We start from the raw sequence: 19,290 nt of genomic DNA, 5'->3' as shown, positions 1-19,290 counted from the left end.
CGGAAATGCTGGGGGTGTACGTGTGGCAACAGACGTGGCGGGCATGGCTGCGGGATCGCATCGTGCCCGACGAGGCGGGCGAGGGGGTGATCTCCGCCGCCATCGCCGTCCTGGTGATGGCGTTCCTCGGCGTCCTCATGTGGCAGCTGTTCGGCGACACGCTGCGCAAGGCCAACAGCGATGTCAACACCAAGCTGGGCGACCTCAACTGAGCGGGGCGAAGACGGCACCGGCATCATCGGGACGGTTGTCGGCGTCCTGATCTTCTTGTCGCTGCTGCTGTTCGCGGTGCAGGTGCTGGTCGGCTTGTACGCCACCACGGTTGTCAGCGCCGCCGCGTACGACGCGGCCAAGACGGTGGCGGGCGCCGACGCGGGCGCCGACTCCCGGGCGGTCGCCGTCGACGGCGCGCGGCGGCGCTTGGGGCGCGTGGGCGAGCAGGCTTCATTCACGTGGGGCGAGGCTCCCGACGTCGTGGTGCTGACGGTGCGCGCGCCGCGGCCGCAGTTCCTGCCCGGCGGGTTGGGCCTGCCCGACGTGGTGCGCACGGTGCGCGTGCGGGTGGAGGAAGTCCGGTGAGGCGGGGGCGGGGCGAGGCGGGGCAGGTCGGCGGCCTGGAGGGCCTCGTCTTCGGCGTGCTCGTGTTCGTCTTCGGGACGTTGCTCGTGGTCAACGCCTGGGCGGTGGTCGACGCCAAGTCCGCCGCCGCGGCTGCGGCCCGGGAGGCGACGCGCTCCTATGTGGAATCGTCGGTTGCCGACGACGCCGATACCCGTGCTCGGGAGGCAGGCATGGCTGCCTTCGAGGGGCACGGCCGGTCACGCGACGGCGCCACCGTGGTGCGCACGGCGGGCACCTTGGACCGCTGCTCGCGGGTCGTCTACGAAGCGGCCTACGTGGTGCCGCTGCTGCAGGTGCCGCTGGTGGGCGGCATCGGGCGGGGCTTCCGGGTGTCGGCACGGCACTCGGAGGTGGTCGACCCCTATCGCAGTGGGCTCGGGCACCAGGCGGCCGACTGTGGCTGATCGTCGTGGCGAGCGGGGCAGCGTGTTGCTGCTGGTGCCGGCGGCGGTACTGGTGCTCGTCGTGCTCGGTGCCATCGCCGTCGACTTCTCCCTGGCCTTCTTGGGCCAGCGGGAGCTGACGGGGGCCGCCGCAGCCGCCGCCAACGACGCGGCTGCCGCCGCGGTGTCCGACGCTGCCTTCTACGGCAGCGGCGAGGGGCCCATCGTGCTCGACCCCGCCCGGGCCGAGGCGGTGGCGAGCGACGCAGTGGGGCGGCGACGGTCGGGCGGCGTGGACGTCACGTCGGTGGCCGTGCGGGTGGTGGGCGCCCAGGTGTGCGTCACCGTCGTCGGCGAGGTGCCGTACATCTTCGCTCCCGTCGTGCCCGGCGTTCCTCGACGGGCAGTCGTGCGGGGCCAAGCGGTGGCGACCGCCGTGCTCGGTCCTGCAGGCACCGAAGCGCCCTCGTCTTCGTCCGTGTGTTGACATGCTATTTCATTGACTTTCGATCTACAACGCGCGAGGCTCGGCGCCATGCGGAAGTTGCTGTGCTGGATGGCAGTGGTGGCGGCCGGGGAGTTCGTGCTCCTCGCCCTCGGCGACGGCCTGCTTGCCGCGCCGAATCTCACCGAACCCGCCACCTGGCCGTCATGGCTGGTGCTCCGGGGCACCGACGTGGCTGTGCTCGCCTTGGTGCGCCTCGCGGCGTTGTGGGCGGGCGCGTACCTGCTCGCTGCGCTGGCCGTCGGCACGGTCAGCCGTGCGCTGCGGTGCCGGCCGTTGATACGTGCAGGTGACGTTGTCACCCCGCCTTTCCTGCGGGCGGTGCTCGACCGCGCCATGGGCGTCGCCGCGGCCGGGTCGGTCGCCGTCGCCTCGTTCGGGGGCGGCATCCCACCAGCTGCCGCGGAGGCCCACGAACGACCACCGACCAGCGTGCACGGTCCGCCGATCACGCTCCGGGGCCTCGACGGCCCGCGCCCCGACCGGGCGCCCACCACCACGACCGCAGTGCCTCTCCCACCGCCCGTGTCGCCGCCGGTCGAGGAAGCCGCTCCCCCGCCGCCCGCCACGGTCCTCCCACCCCCACAGGCCGACGAAGACCCTGCGTCGCCGCGGGCCGACTCGCCACCGAGGGCGCCCGAGGCCGAGCCTGAGCCGATGCCAATGCCGCCCGCGGTGACCGACGCGCAGGGAGATGCGCCTGTGCCCGCCGAGGAGACGTGGACGGTCCGGCGGGGCGACAGCTTCTGGGTCATCGCCGAACAACGCTTGGCCGACACCTGGGGCCGAGCACCGTCGGCCCGCGAGATCGACCCCTACTGGCGCGCCCTTGTGGAGGCCAACCGCTTCCGCCTGGCCGATCCTGGCAACCCCGACCTGCTGTTCGCCGGCCAGGTGCTGGCGGTGCCTCCACCACCGGCCCAGGCGGCGTGACGGTCCGCCTTACTGTCACACCCCCTGCGTACAGTTGGGAAGCGATGAGCTTCCCGCTCCCTACCTCACTGTCGCCGTCGAAAGTGGCGGGCTTCAAGGACTGTGCCTTGGCCTTCCGTTTCTCGGCCATCGACAAGCTGCCCGAGCCGCCCTCCCCGTGGACGACGAAGGGCACCCTCGTCCACCGCGCCCTGGAACTGCTGTTCTGGGACGAGCCGCCGGGGCGGCGCACGCTCGACGCGGCCCTGGGCAAGCTCCAGTTGGCGTGGGCGGAATGCGTGGCCGACCCCGAGTTCACCATCCTCGGCCTCGACGCCGAAGAAGAGGCCGAGTTTCTGGCTGACGCCGAGGGGCTGGTTCGTGGCTACTTCGAGCTCGAAGACCCCAACGCCGTGCAGGTGCTGGGCACCGAGCTCTACCTCGAGGCCCAGGTCGGCTCGCTGCGGCTGCGGGGCATCATCGACCGCCTCGAGCTCGACGCCGACGGCGAGCTCGTCGTCACCGACTACAAGACCGGCCGCGCCCCGGGCGAGCGCCACGAAAACAGCCGGCTCGGCGGCGTCCAGTTCTACGCATTCCTGTGCGAGCAGGTGCTGGGTCGTCGCCCGGCCCGGGTGCAACTGCTCCACCTGCGCGAACCCATTGCCATCGTGAGCGTGCCCACCGAGCAGACCATCCGGGGGTTGCGCACCCGCACCGCCGCCATCTGGTCGGCCGTGGAGTTGGCCTGCCAGCGCGAGGACTTCCGGCCCAACCCCGGGCCCCTGTGCAACTACTGCGCCTACAAGGCGTATTGCCCGGCGTTCGGCGGCGACCCTGCCGCCGCAGGCAAGCCTGTCGCCCTGGCGGCGGGCGCCGCCCTCTGACGGCACTACGCTCCGCGGCGCCATGCCGCTCCTGTCGAACCACGCCCGCAAGCGCATCGCCGACTTCGACTCCCAAGTCGACACGGCCATGGACCGGGTCCGGGGCAACCCCGTGCTCGACCGTGTCATGTACGGCGCGTCGGCCCTGGGCGACCACAGCCTGGTGTGGCTCATGCTCGGCGCCCTGCGCGGCCTGCGCTCCGAGCACGACTGGAAAGCCGCCGTCCGGGTGGGCGCGGGCTTGGGCGCCGAATCGGCCTTGGTCAACGTCGGCATCAAATCGCTGTTCCGCCGGGCCCGCCCGCCGTGGGAGGTCGACCACCCCCTGAAGCTGCGCCGACCGCGCACCAGCAGCTTCCCCAGCGGCCACGCCACCTCGGCCTTCACCGCTGCGGGCCTCTTGGCCGACGACGACCCGCTGTGGCCCGCCTACTACGTCATCGCCGCCCTGGTCGCCACCAGCCGGGTCTACGTCAGGGTGCACCATGCCTCCGACGTCATCGGGGGCATCCCCATCGGCATCCTGCTCGGGCGCATCGGCCGCCGCATCGCACCGCTGCCGCCCCGGCCCACCGGCCTCGTGGGCTGACTGGAATCCCCCGCTCCCGGGAACGGTTGGCATAACCATGAGCGATTTCGCCGTCACGTGGGACTACCGGTGCCCCTTCGCCCGCAACGCCCACGAACACCTCGTGGCCGGCCTGGAGGCCGGAGCCCCGTGGGACGTCCGCTTCGCCGCCTTCTCGCTCAACCAGGTCCACGTGGCCGAGGGCGGCCTCGATGTGTGGGACGACCCCGCCCAGGCCGCCAACCTGCGGGCCATGCAGGTGGGCATCGTCGTGCGCCACCGCTTCCCCGAACTGTTCCGCAAGGTGCACGTGGCCTTGTTCAAAGCCCGCCACGACGAGGGCCGCGACATCCGTGACGGCGACGTGCTGCGCGCCGTGCTCACGGAGCAAGGCGCAGATGCCGACGCCGTGTTCGCCGAGATCGAGGACGGTTGGCCGCTCGACGCCTTCCGCAAGGAGCACGAGCAACTGGTCAACGACCACCAGGTGTTCGGCGTCCCCACCTTCATCGCCGAAGACCAGGCCGTGTTCGTGCGCCTCATGGACCGGCCGTCCGGCGACGGGGAGCTGGCCCGCCGCACCATCGAGCGGGTGCTCGACCTGGTGACGGGGTGGCCCGAGCTCAACGAGTTCAAGCACACGTCGGTCCGTCGTTAGCCGCCGGGTAGCGTGCCGTCGATGAGCGAGCGCGCCGTGCGATCAGAACGACGGATGTCGCCCACCGAGGCGCTCATGTGGGCGGCCGAGCACGACCCCGTGCTGCGCTCCACCTTCCTCAACGTCACCTTCCTCGACCGGCCCCCCGACGTCGACCGCTTCCGCGCCCGCCTCGCCATGGCCGCCCGGGCCGTCCCCCGGCTGCGGCGGCACGTGGTCGACATGGCCTTCGTCGACGACCCCGACTTCGACCTCGACTTCCACGTCCGCCACCTGGCCCTGCCCCCGCCCGGCACCGACCGGCAACTGCTCGACTTCGCCGCCCTGCTGATGCAGGAGGCGTTCGACCCGGCCCGGCCGTTGTGGCAGTTCACCATCGTCGAAGGACTCGAAGGCGGCCGCGCCGCCCTCTTGGCCAAGATGCACCACACCATCACCGACGGGGTTGGGGGCGTGCGCCTGTCGGCCATGTTCATCGACTTGGAGCCCGACGCCCCCGAACCGCCGCCGCCGCCGATCGCCGACGACGGCGGTCCCGACGACGGCGACGGCTGGTTCGACTCGGTCGGCCGCGCCGCCTCCAACGCCACAGGGGCGATGCGCGGCATCGTCGGCGTGCTGGCCGGCGGCCCGGGCGAAGCGGTGGAGACCGCTCGCTCGCTGGCCCGGCAGCTGCTCGTGACCGAAGGCGCCCACTCCCCCCTGTGGGCCGGTCGCCGCTCGCTTCGCCGGCGCTGCGAAACCCTCACCCTCGACCTCGGCGAGGTCAAAGCCGCGGCCAAGGCCATGGGCGGCACCGTCAACGATCTCTACATCGCCGGCGTGGCCGGCGGCGCAGGCGCTTACCACCGGGCCAAGGGCGCGCCCGTCGACGAACTGCGCATCACCATGCCGGTGAGCACCCGGTCCGACAAGTCGGTCGGCGGCAACGCCTTCGCCCCCGCCCGCCTGCTCGTGCCCGCAGGCATCGAAGACCCCCGAGCCCGCTTCGACGCCGTGCGCGAACGGCTGTCGGCCACCAAGGCCGAGCGGGCCTTCGCCCTGGCCGACAGCTTCGCGGGCGCCCTCACCACCCTCCCCACACCGCTGGTGGTGCGCCTGGCCCGCCAGCAGATCGAGACCGTCGACTTCGCGGCGTCGAACGTGCGCGGCGCGCCGTTCGACCTGTGGATCGCGGGCGCCCACGTCCTGGCCAACCACCCCATGGGGCCGACGGCGGGTACCGCGTTCAACGCCACCCTCCTGTCGTACAAGGACGGCATGGACATCGGCCTCAACATCGACACCGCGGCGGTCGACGACGTCGACCTCTTGCGCAACTGCATCGAGGGCTCGCTAGCCGAAGTGGTCGCCGCCGCCCACGCCTAGAGTTCGCCGCTATGGAACTGGGTGGGAAGGTCGCGGTGGTCACCGGCGGCGGCAGCGGGATCGGCGCCGCGCTGTGCCGGCGCTTCGCCGAAGATGGCGCCAAGGGCGTGGTAGTGGCCGACCTCGACGGCGACGCCGCCGCCAAGGTTGCGTCCGAGGTCGGCGGGCGAGCGGTGGCCCTCGACGTCTCCCGCCAGGCCGAGGTCGAGCACCTCGTGCAAGAGGCGGAGGACGCCTACGGCCCCGTCGACTTGTTCTGCTCCAACGCGGGCATCGGTGGAGGCGGCGGCGTCGAGGTGCCCGACGAGGACTGGCAGCGCATCTGGGACGTGAACCTCATGGCCCACGTGCACGCGGCGCGTGCCGTGCTGCCGAGCATGGTGGCCCGGGGCGAGGGATACCTGCTCAACACCGCATCGGCCGCGGGCTTGCTGGCCAACCTGGGCAACGCGCCCTACACCGTCACCAAGCACGCCGCAGTGGCGCTGGCCGAGTGGCTGGCCGTCACCTACGGCGACCGCGGCATCAAGGTGTCGTGCCTGTGCCCGCAGGGCGTGCGCACCCCCATGCTCGTCGGCGGCCTCGACGTGGGCGACACGGCGGCGGCCATGGTGCTCGCCTCCGGCGGCATGATCGAGCCCGAGGACGTGGCCGAAGCCGTCGTCGTGGGCCTGCGGGAAGAGCGCTTCCTCATCCTCCCCCACCCCGAGGTGGCCGAGTACTACCGCCGCAAGGCCGACGATCCCGACCGCTGGATCGCAGGCATGCGACGCCTCCAAGCCCGCTTGTGAGCCTGGAGGAAATCGGCCTGCGCAAAGGCGACGCTGTCCGCTTCCGCCGCAAGGCCGAAGGGCGATGGCAGTCGGGCACGGCGGAACGGCGGGAGAAGGACGGCAGCCTCGGGGTGCGTGACGGCAAGGGCGCGGCGCGGGCCATCCCCGTGGAACTGGTCGAGGTACGCACCCGCGGCCCCCGCGGCGCCCTGGTGTGGGAGCCACTACCCGAGCGGGCCGCCCGCACCGAGCAGATGAAGCTGCTCTAACGGGGAGGCAGGTAGGCCAGCGGGTCGGTCTGCACGCCGTGCTGGCGCACCTCGAAGTGCAGGTGCGAACCGGTGACGTTGCCGCTGGTGCCGATGCGGCCCACCTGCACCCCCGGCTCGACCGCGGCGCCGGTGGCGATGGTCAACGACGACAGGTGGGCGTAGAGCGTCTGCACCCCGTCGGCATGGTCGATCAGGATCATCGTCCCGTAGCCGCTGTAGCCCGCGGGCGCAGGCCCGGCCCACGACACCACGCCCTTGGCGGCCGCCCACACCGGGTCGCCCGTTTCGCCGTCGATGTCGATGCCGAGGTGGCCTCGGCCGCCGCGCCGCTCTCCGTAGGTGCCGCTGAGCGGGCCGGCCGCCGGCCACACGACGGGCCCGGTCGCGGCGGCGCGCACGACCGGAGCCGGCGGCGGGATCGGAGGCCGGGGACGGGCCGCCGAACGCGACGCCCTCGGCGGCGGGGCGGGAGCTTCGGGGACGACGACGACCGCGGCGGCGGCCCGCTGGGCGGCCAAGCGCTCGTCGAACGCGGCCGCCAACGCCACCTGCGCCGACAGCCCGTCGTACGCATGGACGACGGCGGCCGCCTCGTAGTTCACCGGTTCCTTCGCAGGGGCGTCGCGCACCGTCACGACGACGGCAACCACCGTCGAGGCCACCAACAGGGCGGACGCCGCGGCGCGGGCCGACCGCAGGGGGGCGCGCTGGGCGCGCGTGAAGGCAGAAAGGGCAAATCGGGGCAAGTCGCCAGGGTAGACGGTGTCGACGGCCAAACGCCATGATCCCCGGCATGCCGATCGCCACGGCGCGCCGAATGTGGCAGCGCATCGAGCCTGTCCACGCCCTCGTCTACTTCACGCCCGCCACACGAGAGGAGTTCGCGGCGGCGGGCACCAAAGGCTTCTGGATGGGCTACTTCGCCTCCCGCGCCGCGGCCATGGGGCCGGTGCCCGCCGACGTCGTCATCGCCACGTTCTTCAACTTCGCGCCCCGCTCGGTCCGACGAGCGCTGCCCGACGCGTGGACGTTCACCACGCCGGAGCGCATCCTTGCCGCCCGCCATCGGGCCGCCGCCGCGGCCCTCGCCGAGGTGGCCGGCGACCTCGACCTCCACGAAGCGGTGGGGCTCGCCCGCCGGGCCGCCGCCGGGTGCCGCCCCGCAGGCCGTCCGCTCTACGCCGCGCACGCCGCCTTGCCGTGGCCGGACGAACCGCTACCGGCCCTGTGGCACGCCACCACCCTCTTACGCGAGCACCGGGGCGACGGCCATGTGGCAGCACTGGTGGCCGCCGGGCTCGACGGTTGCGAGGCGTTGGTGACGGCGACGGCGGCGGGCGCACTCGACAAGGAGAGCTGGCTCGTGGCCCGGGGCTGGACCGACGAGGAGTGGGAAGGCGCCGTCGCCCGCCTCCAGGCCCGAGGCTGGCTCGACGAGACCGGCGCCTTCACCGCCGAAGGACGGGCGGCACGTGAGGCCGTTGAGGTGCGCACCGACGAGCTGTCGGCGGAACCGTGGTCGGCGCTGGGCGAGGAGGGCTGCGCCCGCCTGGAGGCGTTGCTCCAGCCCCTCCTCGACCGGATCAGCCGGTCCGGGACGTTGCCGTTCCCGAACCCGATAGGGCTGCCGCCGCCTTCGTAGAGCTCACGAGCAGCGCGCCGAGCACGGTGCCCGCCACGGCCCACAGCACGGCGGCTCCACCCAAGGCCGCGAGCCGGAAGCGCCACACCAACGTGGCCGGCGCTTCCACTGCGTCGGGCGTCCCCGGCAACACGACGAAGCCGACGGCGACGAGGGCGACGAAGGTGGCGGCGGCGGCGGTGAGGCGCACATGGTCGGGTGCCGTCCGGCTGCGCAGCCACAAGGCAACCCGCCAGCCGCCCCACGCCGAGAGCACCGACCACGCCAGCAGGATGAGGTAGAGCGTCGTCCGACGGCCGACGGTGTCGGGGTCACCGACCGCAGGCGGGTTGGCCGGGTACTTGAGGGCGGGCACCAAGGCCAGCGTCACGAAGCCGGCGAGGGCGACGAGCACGGCCCGGCGCCAGTCGTCGCGAGCGGCCAGTCGATGGCGCACGGCGGCCAGGACCACGGCGAGCACGAGGCCGAACAACACGCCGCTGATGGCAGCGCCGGCCACGCCGCCTGCTACTTGGGTGCCGCGGCTGAACATCTCGTCGTGCGGCTCGCCCGAGGCGTGCTCCAAGGCGATGGCATCGGCGATCGACGACTCGCCTACGGCGAGGAGGAACAGGCCCATGGCCAGTCCCCCGACGAGGCCGGCGAGCGCGCCGAGCCGCAACAACCGGGTCATGCAAACTCCTTCAACGTGTTTCGAGTACATAGCCGGCGAAATCCGCCGGCTATGTACTCGGGACGGTCAGTGGCAGGGCACGCCGATGAAGTGGCGGGCGTCGTGGAACAGCTCGTGCAACGTCTCGGCCTTGGACGCCAGCAGCGCCCCGTTCTCCATGGCGAGCAGGTACAGGCCGAACGTGGCAAAGGCCACGACGGCCCACGTCCACACCGGGACGTGCACCGGCTGTAGGGCAACGGCTTCTTCCAGGGGGATCACCTCCTTCCTCAGTGCGAATGGTCGTGATGCGAATGGATGTGCAGCGGCGCGCCGACCTTGGCCTCGTGGCCGGGCAGGGCGCTGCGGTAGACGCACAGGTCGCAGTTCATGCGGGCCTCGCCTGCGGCCGCCTCGCGGTAGCGCTCCAGCACCAGGTCGGCGATGCGCACGTCGGCGCCCAGATGGGCACCCACCGAGGCACCGGCGGCTCGGGTTTGTTCGCCGATGCGGTCGACGAGGATCCCGGTGAACAAGAAGTAGGGCACCACCACGACCTGCTCGGCACCCAGCCGTCGGCAGCGGTCGATCGCCGTGGCCACATCGGGCGCGGCGAGCGACACGAATGCGGGCTCCACGATCGACAGCCCCCGGCTGTCCTGCAGCAGGCGCGCCACCTTGTAGAGGTCGGCGTTGGCGTCGGGGTCGGACGACCCCCGGCTGACGAGCACGACGCCGGTGGTCGCCGGGTCGGCATCGCCCACCGCCTCCTTGATGCGCTGCTCGGCCACCGTCAGCACCAACGGGTGGATGCCGAGGTCGCGCCCGTACGTGAACGCCACGCCCGGGTGGCGCAGGCGGCCGCGGGCCAAGGCGGCGGGGCCGTCGTTCTTCATGTGCCCGGCGCCGAGCAGCACGAGCGGGACGGCGACCACCGAGGGGGCACCGTCGGCCACCAGCTTGTCGACGGCGGTGTCGAGGTCGGGCTCGGCCAGCTCGATGAACCCGCAGCCGAGGGTGACCTCGGGAGCTCGTTCGGCCAACACGCGGGCGAACTCCCAGTACTCGGCCACGCCCGCGGAGGAGCGGCTGCCGTGGCCGACGAGCAGCAGGGCGGGGTCATGCATCGGCGAGCCTCCGGATGGCGTTGAGGGCGGCGGCGGCCACGGCGGAGCCGCCCTTCTCGCCCACGTTGGTGATTGCAGCAAGGCCACTGGCGCGCAGGGCTTCCTTCGACTCGGCCGCACCGACGAAGCCGACGGGCAAGCCGATGACAAGGGCCGGTGCGAAGCGGCTTGCGGCGGCCAGGTCGACGACTTCGAACAGCGCGGTCGGGGCGCAACCGACGACGACGATGCTGCCGGTGGGGTGGCGCTCGGCGGCGATGCGCATGGCCGCCGCGCTGCGGGTGACGTCGCCGTCGGCGAGGGCGTCGCGCAGGTAGCAGTGCGCGTCGACGTTGGTGAGGCCGGAGCGCACCATCTCCACGTCGGTGATGACGGGAGCGCCTGCCCGCAGGGCTGCGATCCCCGCAGTGACGGCGCCGTCGCTCAGCACCATGGTCTCTGCGTACTCCAGGTCGGCCGAGGCGTGGATGATGCGAGCCACCACGGCGCGGTCGCCGTCGTCGTAACGCGAGAGGTCGACCCGTTCCGAGAGGATGCGGTAGCTCTCCACCTCGATGGGGTGAATCGTCATGCAGTCACCTCGATGGCATCGACGGGGCACACCTCGATGCACGCCAGGCACGCCGTGCACCGTTCGTCGACGGCGACGGGCTTGCGGGGTGCCCGCAGCAAGGCGGCTTCGGGGCAGGTGACGATGCACAACCCGCAGGCCGTGCACCGGGCGTCGACGAGCACGGTGGTCACGGCTTGTACCCCCTCGGCGTCACCATGCGGCCGTTGACGACCGTGGTGGTCGACGAACCGATGACCACGCAGGTCGTCATCGTCACCAACTCGGGGTCGAGGTCGCCCAAGGTGGTCAGTGTCATGCGTTGGTCGGGACGGGCGGCATCGGTCACGACGCCGACCGGCGTCGTCGGCGAGCGACGTTCGAGGAGGATGCGGCGCGCCGCGTCGAGCTGCCACGACCGGCCCTTGGAACGCGGGTTGTAGAGCGCCACGACGAGGTCGGCCTCGGCCGCGGCGCGCACTCGTTGTTCGATGGCCTCCCACGGCGTGAGCAGGTCGGAGAGGCTGATGAGCACATGGTCGTGGCCCAGCGGCGCGCCGAGGGCGGCGGCCGCGGCCAGCGAAGCGGTTACCCCGGGCACGACCTCCACGTCGACGGCGGCGCCGGTGTCACCTATGACCTCGAAGGTGACCGACGCCATGGCGTAGACGCCCGCATCGCCCGAACACACGAGGGCGACGCGGCGGCCGGCGGCCGCGGCTTCGACGGCGATGCGAGCGCGTTCCACCTCGCTGCCGATGGGCGAGCGCACGACGTCGTGATGGGGCGCCAACAAGTCGGCGCACTGCTCGACATACGGCGTGTAGCCGACGACGACCTCGGCGCCGCGTACGGCGGCCATGGCGGCGGGCGTGCGGTGCGCAGGGAGTCCGGGGCCGAGGCCGACGATGGCCAGGTGGCCTTTGGGTGTGGCGCGCCGAGCGACGGCCACCGTGCCCGCCGCGCTCTTGCGCTTGGGCACCACGAGCTGAGCGCCCGGGCCGGCAGCGAGCAGGGCGGCGGCTTCGGCCACGCTCGGCGTGCCCACGGCAGCGGCGACCTCGGCGCTCGGCGTGGGCACGTCGGCCCGGCTGAGCTGTTCCGCGGTGAATGTGGTGATGGGCAGGCCGAGGGCGACGACGGCGGGCTCGGTCAGGCGGCGGTCGATGGTGGCGACTCCTGCCACTGATTCGCGCGCCAAGCCCGCGAGCGCGTCGTCGACCAAAGCGGCGATCTCCTCGGGTGGCGCGCCGAGGGACGTGCCCACGCCGACAACCAACGACGGCGGGTGCAACGCCACGGTGCCCGGCGCGGCGGTAACGGCTTGGTCGGTCACGACGACGCGCTCGGGACCGGGGCCGGGGTCGAGCGGGACGGGCCACGGCAACGTCTGTTCCACCAGTGGCGCGCGGCCGTCGAGCAGCGCCGTCGTCACCGCCGCGACATCCCCGCGAGCGACGAAGCCCGGCAGCGTGTCGAGGGCGACGGCACCGACCGCGTCGGTGGCAGTGGTCACCACCGGCTCGGCGCCGAGCAGCGCAGCCACGTCGTTGGCCAGCGCGTTGGCGCCGCCTTCGTGGCCGCCCACCAGGGCGACGGCGAAGCGGCCCGCCTCGTCCACGCACACCACCGCGGGGTCGGTCCGCTTGTCGTGCAGCAGCGGGGCAACAAGGCGGACGGCGGCGCCGGTGGCGATGAACAGCACGAAGGCGTCGGCGTCGTCCCACCGCGAGCGGATGGTGCCCGCGGCGTCGCCGTGCACGCGTTCGTACGGGAGGCGGGCGGCGAGGGCGCGGCCTGCTTCGGTCACGGAGACGGCGACGACGTTCACGACGGTGTGCCCCAGACGAGGAAGACAGGGTTCTCGGCGGCCAGGCGCCAGCCGCCGTCGGGCAAGCGTTCGCCCCGGGCGGCGTTGACCTGGACGAGGTTGCCCAATCGGTCGGCGGCCGCGGCTGCTCGGTCGAGGGCGGCGAAGGAGGCGACGACGGTGCCTCCCGGCCGCAGCCGTTCGACCACCGCGTCGAGCACGGCCAGGCCCCCGCCGCCCACGAAGGCGCGGTCGGGGTCGGGCAAGGCAGCGAGGGCGGCGGGCGCCTCGCCGTCGACCACTGTGAGGTGCACGCCATGGGCGGCGGCGTTGCTGCGGACGCGCTCGGCGTCGTCGTCGTTTCGTTCGACGGCGTAGACGTCGAGGCCCGGGCAGAGCGCCGCGCATTCGACGGCGATGCTGCCGCTGCCCGCGCCCACGTCCCACAGCACGCCGAGGGGCGGAAGGTCGAGCTTGCCAAGTGCGACCGCTCGCACTTCGGCCTTGGTGACCATGCCCGCCCGGGCGGCGAAGGCCGACTCGGGGCGTCCCCAGGCCAATGACTTGGCGGGCGCGATGCCGTCGTCGGCCAGCAGCACAACAACCGACAACGGGTCGAAGCGGCCGTTGGCCAAACCCTCGAGGTCGGTGCGGTCGATGCGTTCGTCGTCGAGGCCGAGGCGGGTGCACACCGCCACCTGGCGCGGCCCGCAGCCGAGGGCGAGCAGTTCCTTGCCCAACGCTTCGGGCGGCGAGTCGGGCGACACGAGGACGGCGACCTTGCGAGCGGTCGCCGCCGTCGCCGCGGCCTCGTGGAGGGGCCGCCCATGGGCCGACACGACGAGGCAGTCGTCCCAGGGCAACCCGAGGCGGGCGAAGGCCAGCGCTATCGACGAGGGCGCGGGGTGCACGTCGAGGATGTCGGTGCCGAAACGGGCGGCCAGTCGGCGCACGATGCCGAAGAAGCCGGGGTCGCCGGAGGCCAGCACGCAGACGGTGCCCGGCTCAGCGGCCACGGCGTCGAGCACGGCGTGCACGTCGCCCTCGATGGCCGCGGTGCGCGCCGCCGACGGCGCGTACGACAGGTGCCGATGCCCACCGATCACCAGTTCGCCCTCGACCGGTGCGACCGGCTGGCCGCCGAGCATGCCCACGACGCGGATGCGGCTAGGCACGGGCCACCACCGCCTCCCTGCCACCGAAGTTGCGTCCGAATCGCGCTGCAATACGGCGCGATTCGTCCGCAACTTCGGCGCGGATGCGGCTAGGCACGGGCCACCACCGCGGCGCCGTCGAAGTCGACCATGAGCACGTCGACGGGAAGCTCGGCATGGGCCTGGCACGCTGCTTTCGCCCGTTCGCACAGCAGGCGCAACGGCTCCAGCGCCCCGTGCTCGACGCACACCTCGTAGAAGTGGCGCGCCGTGGCGGTGGCCGTGGCGGCCTCGACGACGGCGGCAGGTGCGGCCGCGTCTCGGGCCACCTCGGTGAGGAGCTCGCCGTCGACCTTGGAGCGGCGGAAGTGGGTCATCATCGTGCCCGCCGCCAGCTTGGCGATCTTGCCCGCCATGCCCACGAAGATCGCGCGCGTCATACCCGCGGCGGCCGCCCGGCGCAGGGCGATGCCGGTGAAGTCGCCTACCTCCACGAAGCACACCTCGGGCAGGTCGGGGTGCAACGACATGGCCGCCTTCTCCGAGCGGGCACCGGTGCACAGGACGATGGTGCGCTCGCCTTGGGCGGCGGCGACATCGACCTGCTGCACCACCGAGGCCCGGTAGGCGGCGGTGGAGAACGGCCGCACGACACCGGTGGTGCCGAGGATGGAGATGCCGCCGACGATGCCCAGGCGGGCGTTGCTGGTCTTGGCCGCCATGGCTTCGCCGCCGGGCACTTCGAAGGTCACGTCGAGGGGATCGGGCGTCACCTCGGCCAGGGCGGCGAGGATCATGCGGCGCGGGACCGGGTTGATGGCGGGCGCACCGACCGGCAGGCCCAGGCCCGGCTTGGTGATGGTGCCGATGCCGGGACCGGCGTGCAGCACGGTGTCGTCGCTGCCGCGCTCGACGGTGGCGGTCATGCGCGCCCCGTCGGTGCAGTCGGGATCGTCGCCTGCGTCCTTGACGACGACGCAGCGGTTGGCCGCCTCCGACTCCACCGGGAACGACACGCGCTGCCCGGTCGGGAGCCCGACCTCGACCGTGGCGGGCGGCGCCCCCGACATGAGGCCGATGGCCGCGGCTTTGGCCGCCGCCGAGGCGCAGGTGCCCGTCGTCCACCCGGTGCGCAGGCCGGTGGACCCGGAGGCACTCATCTACGCGGGGCGACCGGCCGTGGACCCGGCGGCGGACCGGCGGCGGAACTTGTGGGCGTAGTCGGGCGAGTACAGGTGGCTGCGCGCAACGGGGCCCTCGGCCAAGGCGGGGCCTACGAGTACGAGGACCGTGGTCTTGGTGCCGGTGGCCTTTACGGCATCGGCCAGCCCGCCGACGGTGGTGCGCACGATCTGCTCGTCGGGCCACGACGCCCGGACGACGACCGCAGCGGGCGTGTCGGGGCTGTAGCCGGCCAGCAGTTCGTCCTGCAGTTCGACGGGCCGAGCCGCCGACAGGAAGACGGCCATGGTGGCGCCGTGGGCGGCGAACGCCCGTACCGACTCGCGGTCGGGCATCGACGCCGCGGTGCGACCAGCCAGCCGCGTGAGCACGACGCTCTGCGACACCTTGGGGATGGTGAGCTCGCGTCCCACCGCGGCTGCGGCCGCGGCCAGGGAACTCACGCCGGGGACGATCTCGTAGGGGCGGTCGTTGGCTTCACACCAGTCGATCTGTTCCTGAATGGCGCCGTAGATCGACGGGTCGCCCGAGTGCAGCCGCACGATGTCGGCCGTGGGTTTCGCCTGGTAGACGCCCAGCACGTCTTCGAGCGTCATCGTGGCCGAGTCGTGCACGACGGCGTCGGCACGGGCGTGCGTCAGTACCTCCTCCGGCACCAGCGAGGACGCCCAGATCACCACGTCGGCTGCCGCCAGGCGGTCGCGCCCTCGGATGGTGATGAGGTCGGCCGCTCCAGGGCCTGCGCCGACGAAGGAGATCACGGTCGGCCCGCAGGCGGGACCACGACGGTGGCCAGGTAGGCGCCCGGACCGTCGGCCGCTTCCTTGACCGCGCCCACCCGCTCGCCGGGCAGGCCGAGCAGCTCGCCGTACACGGCGTCGTCGAGGCGTCCGGCGTCGGCCAACCGCTGGGCGATCTCGGGGAGGAAGCGTCCGCCCTTGTAGACGACGATTGCGGCGGCGGGGTCGGCCAAGGCGGCGTCGAGCACGTCGGGACCGTCGACGGCCGACACCAGCGACAAGCGCTCCACGCCGTCGGTGACGACGACGCCGGCGCGCGAGGCAAGGTCTTGGAAGGCCATGATCCCGGGCACCGTCTCGATCGGCACGGCGGGGCGCGCCGCACGGACGTAGGCGGCCAGGTGCGGGAACGTGCTGTAGATGTTGGGGTCGCCCAGGGTGATGAAGGCGACGCGTTGGCCACGATCGAGGCAGGCGACCACTTGGTCGGCCGCCTCCTGATGGGCTGTGGCACGAGCTTCGTCGTCGCGACGGATGGCGAACACCAGGCGCTCGACGGCCAGCGAGGGGTCGGCCTGCCGCACGATCGACTCGGCCCGCCCTTCGGCGTCGATAGCCATGGTGGGGCTGAACACCCGATCGGCTTCGCGCAGCACGCGCAAAGCCCGGGCCGTCAGCAGCTCAGGATCTCCGGGACCGACTCCGACCCCGACAAAGGACGCAGGCATCCATTCCTCCGTGGACGCGCTCGTTACTGGGCCGCAGCCGGTCTTCTGGCTCCCGGATCAACGCTCGCCCTCGCCTTCCCAGCCCGGAGGCCAGTGGCATCGTCGAGGGGTCGCTCCCCGGTCACAGCGGCGGGAACCGCGCCGGACTCTCACCGGCTTCCCGTGCACTACGGCGGGCCGACACTACTCCAACGAAGCGTTCGGCCGGCCGAGGCGTGGCCCCCAGGTGCAGGTGCAGGTACGACGCCAACAGCGTCGGGGTGGCGAAGCCCGCCGGACCTTCCCCGAAGCGAGCGCGGAGGTGCAGCGCGTCGCCCGTCGGTTGCACCACGGAGTAGTGGAACTCGTGGCCCCGCAGCTCTTCCCCCGCGGCCGACAGCGGGTTGTCGACCTGCGCGGTCGCTCGTCGGTAGCCGAGGGTCAACCGCTCCGTCATGCGGGCGTCGGCGTCGACGACCCCGGCCAGGCGGTGCCCGTCGAGTTGGTTGCACAGCCACAGCAGCCCGCCGCACTCGGCCCAGGTGACGACGTCGCGTGTGCGCACGTCGTCGAGCAGGGGCACGTTGTCGGCCAAGGCCTCGGCGAACACTTCGGGGAAGCCGCCGCCGACATACAGGCCGTCAACGCCCGCGGGCAGGCGTTCGTCGTGCAGGGGGTCGAAGGTGACCACCTCGGCCCCCGCCCCTTCGAGCGCTTCCACGTTGTCGGGATAGACGAAGGCGAACGCAGGCCCGGTGGCCACGGCCACGACGGCGTGGCCGACGCGACGGGGGGCGGGCAAAGCGCGCACGTCCAACCGCGGTGCGGTGGCGGCGACTCGCATGAGGGCGTCGAGGTCACACCCGTGCTCGACGGCGGCGGCGAGACGGTCGAGCGACCGCTCGACCTCGTTGCGCTGTTCCACGACCGGGACGAGCCCCAAATGCCTGTCTCGCCATGTGAGATGAGAATCTCGTCTCAAAATCCCGAGCACGGGAATGCCGGTGGCGACGAGGGCTTCTTGGAGCATGGTGGCGTGGCCGTCGCTGCCCACCTGGTTGAGGATCACGCCCGCCACGCGCACCGATGGGTCGAAGGTGGCGAAGCCGTGCACGAGGGCGGCCACCGAGCCGCTCATGGCCTTGGCGTCGACCACGAGCACGACGGGGGCGTCGAGCAAGGTGGCCACGTGCGCGGTGCTGGCGGTAGCGCCGTCGTCGGAGGCACCGTCGAAGAGGCCCATGACGCCCTCGACCACCAGCACGTCGGCGTCCGCTGCGGCACGGGCGGCGAGCGGGGCGACGGCGTCGGCGCCGCTGATCCAGGCATCGAGGTTGCGGCCCGGTCGGCCGGCGGCCAAGCCGTGGTAGCCGGGGTCGATGAAGTCGGGGCCGACCTTGGCGGGCGCCACCCGGAGCCCCCGTCGGCGCAGGGCGGCCATGAGCCCGGTGGCGACCGTCGTCTTGCCCACTCCCGACGACGTGCCCGCCACCACGAGCCGGGGGATGTCGAGCGTCAGAACTCGATCCCCTTCATGCCTTTGATTCCTTGGTCGTAGGCGTGCTTGACCTTTCGCATCTCGGTGACCGTGTCGGCCACCTCGACCAACTCGTCGGCAGCGTCGCGGCCGGTCATGACGACCGACGTCTTGGGCGACCGGTTGCGGATGGCCTCGGCCACCTCGTCGGCGGCCACCCAGCCGTACTTCACCGCGTAGGTGAGCTCGTCGAGGATGAGCAGGTCGAAGTCGCCGGAGGCCAGCTTGGCCGCGGCGACGTCCCACGCGTGGCGGCCCTTGGCCGCCGTCTCGTCGAGGTCGGTGGACTCCCAGGTGAACCCGTCGCCCAGGGTGTGCCACTCAATTTCGAGATGGTCGGCCAGCTTGCGCTCGCCGGTCTTCCACTTCCCGCTCTTGATGAACTGGACCACGCCGACCCGCCAGCCCCGCGCCCAGCCGCGACCCATGACCCCGAACGCGGCCGAGGACTTGCCCTTGCCGTGCCCGGTGTTGACGAGGACGATCGATTCGGCTCGGGCCATCGGGCGCAGCGTATGATGCCGCTCGCAGCGCAGGGAACCCGGTGTGATTCCGGGGCTGTCCCGCAACTGTCACCGGGGAGCAGACCTCACGCAGTGGCCACGGCCCGAGAGGGCGGGAAGGCCGAGGCGAGCGCCGATCCGGAAGCCAGGAGACCTGTCTGTGCGGCACGGATTTTCCGTGAACCAGTGCCGGGAGAAAGGTCGCGTGGACGTGGATCTGCAGGTTCGATTTCGCCAGGAGGGCGGCCGTGCCCTGCCCGTGCTGGTGTGGCGGGCGGCGACGCCTCTCCGCACCATCGCCTCCGCCCCTCACGGTGGCGGGATCGGGGTGCGGCGATGGGTGGTCAACGCCCAGGTGCCGATGAGCTACGGGCGGCGCGACCCCGCCCACCATCTGTCCAGGCTCGGGATGTCCCTGGGGCTGCCCGGTCGCGGCGTGGGCATGCTGACCGCCGCCGACGTCCGGGCCGTCTCGTCGGTGACCGACGCCGGCGTGGAGGCCTCCGCCACCGTGGGCCTCGGGCACCCGACCTGGGCGGCGGCGCCCGATGCGTCGCACCCGGTCGGTCTGGTCGGCACCATCAACCTGATGGTCGTCCTCCCGGAGCGGCTTTCCGACGCCTGACGGGTCAACGCCATCTCAACCGCCACCGAGGCGAAGAGGCAGGCGCTGTGGGAGTCCGGGATCCGCGGCACGGGTACGGCCACCGACGCCGTCTGCATCGTCTGCCCCGACGAC

The 19,290-nt window shown here is 72.5% G+C and carries 25 protein-coding genes, 1 pseudogene and 2 riboswitches; of the genes and pseudogenes, 14 read left to right on the top strand and 12 right to left on the bottom strand.

Features of this window, described 5'->3' with window-relative positions; translation table 11 throughout:
• Nucleotides 1-5 precede the first annotated feature (5 nt).
• From VM938_02770 to VM938_02720, 11 genes are read left to right on the top strand one after another with little or no spacing between them, the layout of a single operon-like run.
• The gene (locus VM938_02770; protein HVF73948.1) at nt 6-212 is read left to right on the top strand and encodes a hypothetical protein; all 207 of its coding nucleotides are present in this window, start codon (nt 6-8) and stop codon (nt 210-212) included.
• Nucleotides 181-579, top strand: a complete 399-nt coding sequence (locus tag VM938_02765) for a hypothetical protein (protein HVF73947.1) — start codon at nt 181-183, stop codon at nt 577-579. The genes VM938_02770 and VM938_02765 overlap by 32 nt, the downstream gene beginning before the upstream one ends.
• Nucleotides 576-1,025, top strand: a complete 450-nt coding sequence (locus VM938_02760; GenBank protein HVF73946.1) for a hypothetical protein — start codon at nt 576-578, stop codon at nt 1,023-1,025. The genes VM938_02765 and VM938_02760 overlap by 4 nt, the downstream gene beginning before the upstream one ends.
• A complete protein-coding gene (locus VM938_02755) occupies nt 1,018-1,491 on the top strand; it encodes a hypothetical protein (GenBank protein HVF73945.1) in 474 nt (157 codons plus the stop codon). Before VM938_02760 ends, VM938_02755 begins: the two co-directional genes overlap by 8 nt.
• 48 nt (nt 1,492-1,539) lie before the next feature.
• Entirely contained in the window at nt 1,540-2,442 is a 903-nt protein-coding gene (locus VM938_02750; protein ID HVF73944.1) for a hypothetical protein, read from the top strand.
• Between the two features lie 44 nt (nt 2,443-2,486).
• A complete protein-coding gene (locus VM938_02745; protein ID HVF73943.1) occupies nt 2,487-3,308 on the top strand; it encodes a PD-(D/E)XK nuclease family protein in 822 nt (273 codons plus the stop codon).
• Between the two features lie 22 nt (nt 3,309-3,330).
• Entirely contained in the window at nt 3,331-3,897 is a 567-nt protein-coding gene (locus VM938_02740; GenBank protein ID HVF73942.1) for a phosphatase PAP2 family protein, read from the top strand.
• A gap of 37 nt (nt 3,898-3,934) precedes the next feature.
• Nucleotides 3,935-4,534 (top strand): DsbA family protein, encoded by a 600-nt coding sequence (locus VM938_02735; protein HVF73941.1) that lies wholly within the window; start codon nt 3,935-3,937, stop codon nt 4,532-4,534.
• Nucleotides 4,535-4,555: 21 nt separating this feature from the next.
• Nucleotides 4,556-5,902, top strand: a complete 1,347-nt coding sequence (locus VM938_02730; GenBank protein ID HVF73940.1) for a wax ester/triacylglycerol synthase domain-containing protein — start codon at nt 4,556-4,558, stop codon at nt 5,900-5,902.
• Nucleotides 5,903-5,913: 11 nt separating this feature from the next.
• The gene (locus tag VM938_02725) at nt 5,914-6,693 is read left to right on the top strand and encodes an SDR family oxidoreductase (GenBank protein ID HVF73939.1); all 780 of its coding nucleotides are present in this window, start codon (nt 5,914-5,916) and stop codon (nt 6,691-6,693) included.
• Nucleotides 6,690-6,944 carry a hypothetical protein gene (locus VM938_02720; GenBank protein ID HVF73938.1) on the top strand — a complete coding sequence of 85 codons (255 nt, stop codon included), beginning with the start codon at nt 6,690-6,692 and terminating at the stop codon, nt 6,942-6,944. The genes VM938_02725 and VM938_02720 overlap by 4 nt, the downstream gene beginning before the upstream one ends.
• Here the strand turns inward: VM938_02720 and VM938_02715 are convergent.
• A complete protein-coding gene (locus VM938_02715; protein ID HVF73937.1) occupies nt 6,941-7,693 on the bottom strand; it encodes a M23 family metallopeptidase in 753 nt (250 codons plus the stop codon). The genes VM938_02720 and VM938_02715 overlap by 4 nt on opposite strands.
• A gap of 47 nt (nt 7,694-7,740) precedes the next feature.
• Here VM938_02715 and VM938_02710 point away from each other — a divergent pair, with 47 nt between their 5' ends.
• A complete protein-coding gene (locus VM938_02710) occupies nt 7,741-8,589 on the top strand; it encodes a hypothetical protein (GenBank protein ID HVF73936.1) in 849 nt (282 codons plus the stop codon).
• On the opposite strand, the gene VM938_02705 is transcribed toward VM938_02710, so the two are convergent.
• The 10 genes from VM938_02705 to cobI all read right to left on the bottom strand — a co-directional run bounded on the left by VM938_02705 (nt 8,531) and on the right by cobI (nt 16,532).
• Complete coding sequence (locus tag VM938_02705; GenBank protein HVF73935.1) at nt 8,531-9,262, bottom strand: CbtA family protein; 732 nt, start codon at nt 9,260-9,262, stop codon at nt 8,531-8,533. The genes VM938_02710 and VM938_02705 overlap by 59 nt on opposite strands.
• Nucleotides 9,263-9,328: 66 nt before the next feature.
• A complete protein-coding gene (locus tag VM938_02700; GenBank protein HVF73934.1) occupies nt 9,329-9,523 on the bottom strand; it encodes a CbtB-domain containing protein in 195 nt (64 codons plus the stop codon).
• An 8-nt stretch (nt 9,524-9,531) separates the two neighbouring features.
• Nucleotides 9,532-10,368, bottom strand: coding sequence for a sirohydrochlorin chelatase (locus VM938_02695; GenBank protein ID HVF73933.1), 837 nt, complete (start codon nt 10,366-10,368; stop codon nt 9,532-9,534).
• Nucleotides 10,361-10,939, bottom strand: coding sequence for a precorrin-8X methylmutase (locus VM938_02690; protein HVF73932.1), 579 nt, complete (start codon nt 10,937-10,939; stop codon nt 10,361-10,363). The genes VM938_02695 and VM938_02690 overlap by 8 nt, the downstream gene beginning before the upstream one ends.
• Entirely contained in the window at nt 10,936-11,112 is a 177-nt protein-coding gene (locus VM938_02685) for a 4Fe-4S binding protein (protein ID HVF73931.1), read from the bottom strand. Before VM938_02685 ends, VM938_02690 begins: the two co-directional genes overlap by 4 nt.
• On the bottom strand, nt 11,109-12,749 hold the full coding sequence (gene cobJ / locus VM938_02680) for a precorrin-3B C(17)-methyltransferase (GenBank protein ID HVF73930.1): 1,641 nt from the start codon (nt 12,747-12,749) through the stop codon (nt 11,109-11,111). The genes VM938_02685 and cobJ overlap by 4 nt, the downstream gene beginning before the upstream one ends.
• The gene (gene cbiE, locus VM938_02675; GenBank protein HVF73929.1) at nt 12,746-13,903 is read right to left on the bottom strand and encodes a precorrin-6y C5,15-methyltransferase (decarboxylating) subunit CbiE; all 1,158 of its coding nucleotides are present in this window, start codon (nt 13,901-13,903) and stop codon (nt 12,746-12,748) included. Before cbiE ends, cobJ begins: the two co-directional genes overlap by 4 nt.
• Before the next feature lie 89 nt (nt 13,904-13,992).
• Nucleotides 13,993-15,042 carry a cobalt-precorrin-5B (C(1))-methyltransferase gene (locus VM938_02670; GenBank protein ID HVF73928.1) on the bottom strand — a complete coding sequence of 350 codons (1,050 nt, stop codon included), beginning with the start codon at nt 15,040-15,042 and terminating at the stop codon, nt 13,993-13,995.
• Nucleotides 15,043-15,825, bottom strand: a complete 783-nt coding sequence (cobM, locus tag VM938_02665; GenBank protein HVF73927.1) for a precorrin-4 C(11)-methyltransferase — start codon at nt 15,823-15,825, stop codon at nt 15,043-15,045.
• A complete protein-coding gene (cobI, locus tag VM938_02660) occupies nt 15,822-16,532 on the bottom strand; it encodes a precorrin-2 C(20)-methyltransferase (protein ID HVF73926.1) in 711 nt (236 codons plus the stop codon). The genes cobM and cobI overlap by 4 nt, the downstream gene beginning before the upstream one ends.
• Before the next feature lie 17 nt (nt 16,533-16,549).
• A riboswitch (cobalamin riboswitch) is annotated at nt 16,550-16,735 on the bottom strand.
• Between the two features lie 134 nt (nt 16,736-16,869).
• Between cobI and VM938_02655 the strand changes: the two genes are divergently transcribed.
• Complete coding sequence (locus tag VM938_02655; protein ID HVF73925.1) at nt 16,870-18,069, top strand: hypothetical protein; 1,200 nt, start codon at nt 16,870-16,872, stop codon at nt 18,067-18,069.
• On the opposite strand, the gene cobO is transcribed toward VM938_02655, so the two are convergent.
• Nucleotides 18,027-18,551 carry a cob(I)yrinic acid a,c-diamide adenosyltransferase gene (gene cobO, locus VM938_02650; GenBank protein HVF73924.1) on the bottom strand — a complete coding sequence of 175 codons (525 nt, stop codon included), beginning with the start codon at nt 18,549-18,551 and terminating at the stop codon, nt 18,027-18,029. The two genes, VM938_02655 and cobO, sit on opposite strands and share 43 nt — an antisense overlap.
• Nucleotides 18,548-18,728, top strand: a riboswitch (cobalamin riboswitch). It overlaps the preceding gene by 4 nt.
• Between cobO and VM938_02645 the strand changes: the two are divergent.
• Nucleotides 18,712-19,290 (top strand): annotated as a pseudogene (locus VM938_02645) (adenosylcobinamide amidohydrolase). Its footprint overlaps the riboswitch before it by 17 nt.

This window comes from Acidimicrobiales bacterium, assembly GCA_035536915.1.
Classification (GTDB): domain Bacteria; phylum Actinomycetota; class Acidimicrobiia; order Acidimicrobiales; family JAHWLA01; genus JAHWLA01.
The sequence above is the reverse complement of the archived record's forward strand: the minus strand, read 5'-3'. Positions and strand labels throughout refer to the sequence as shown.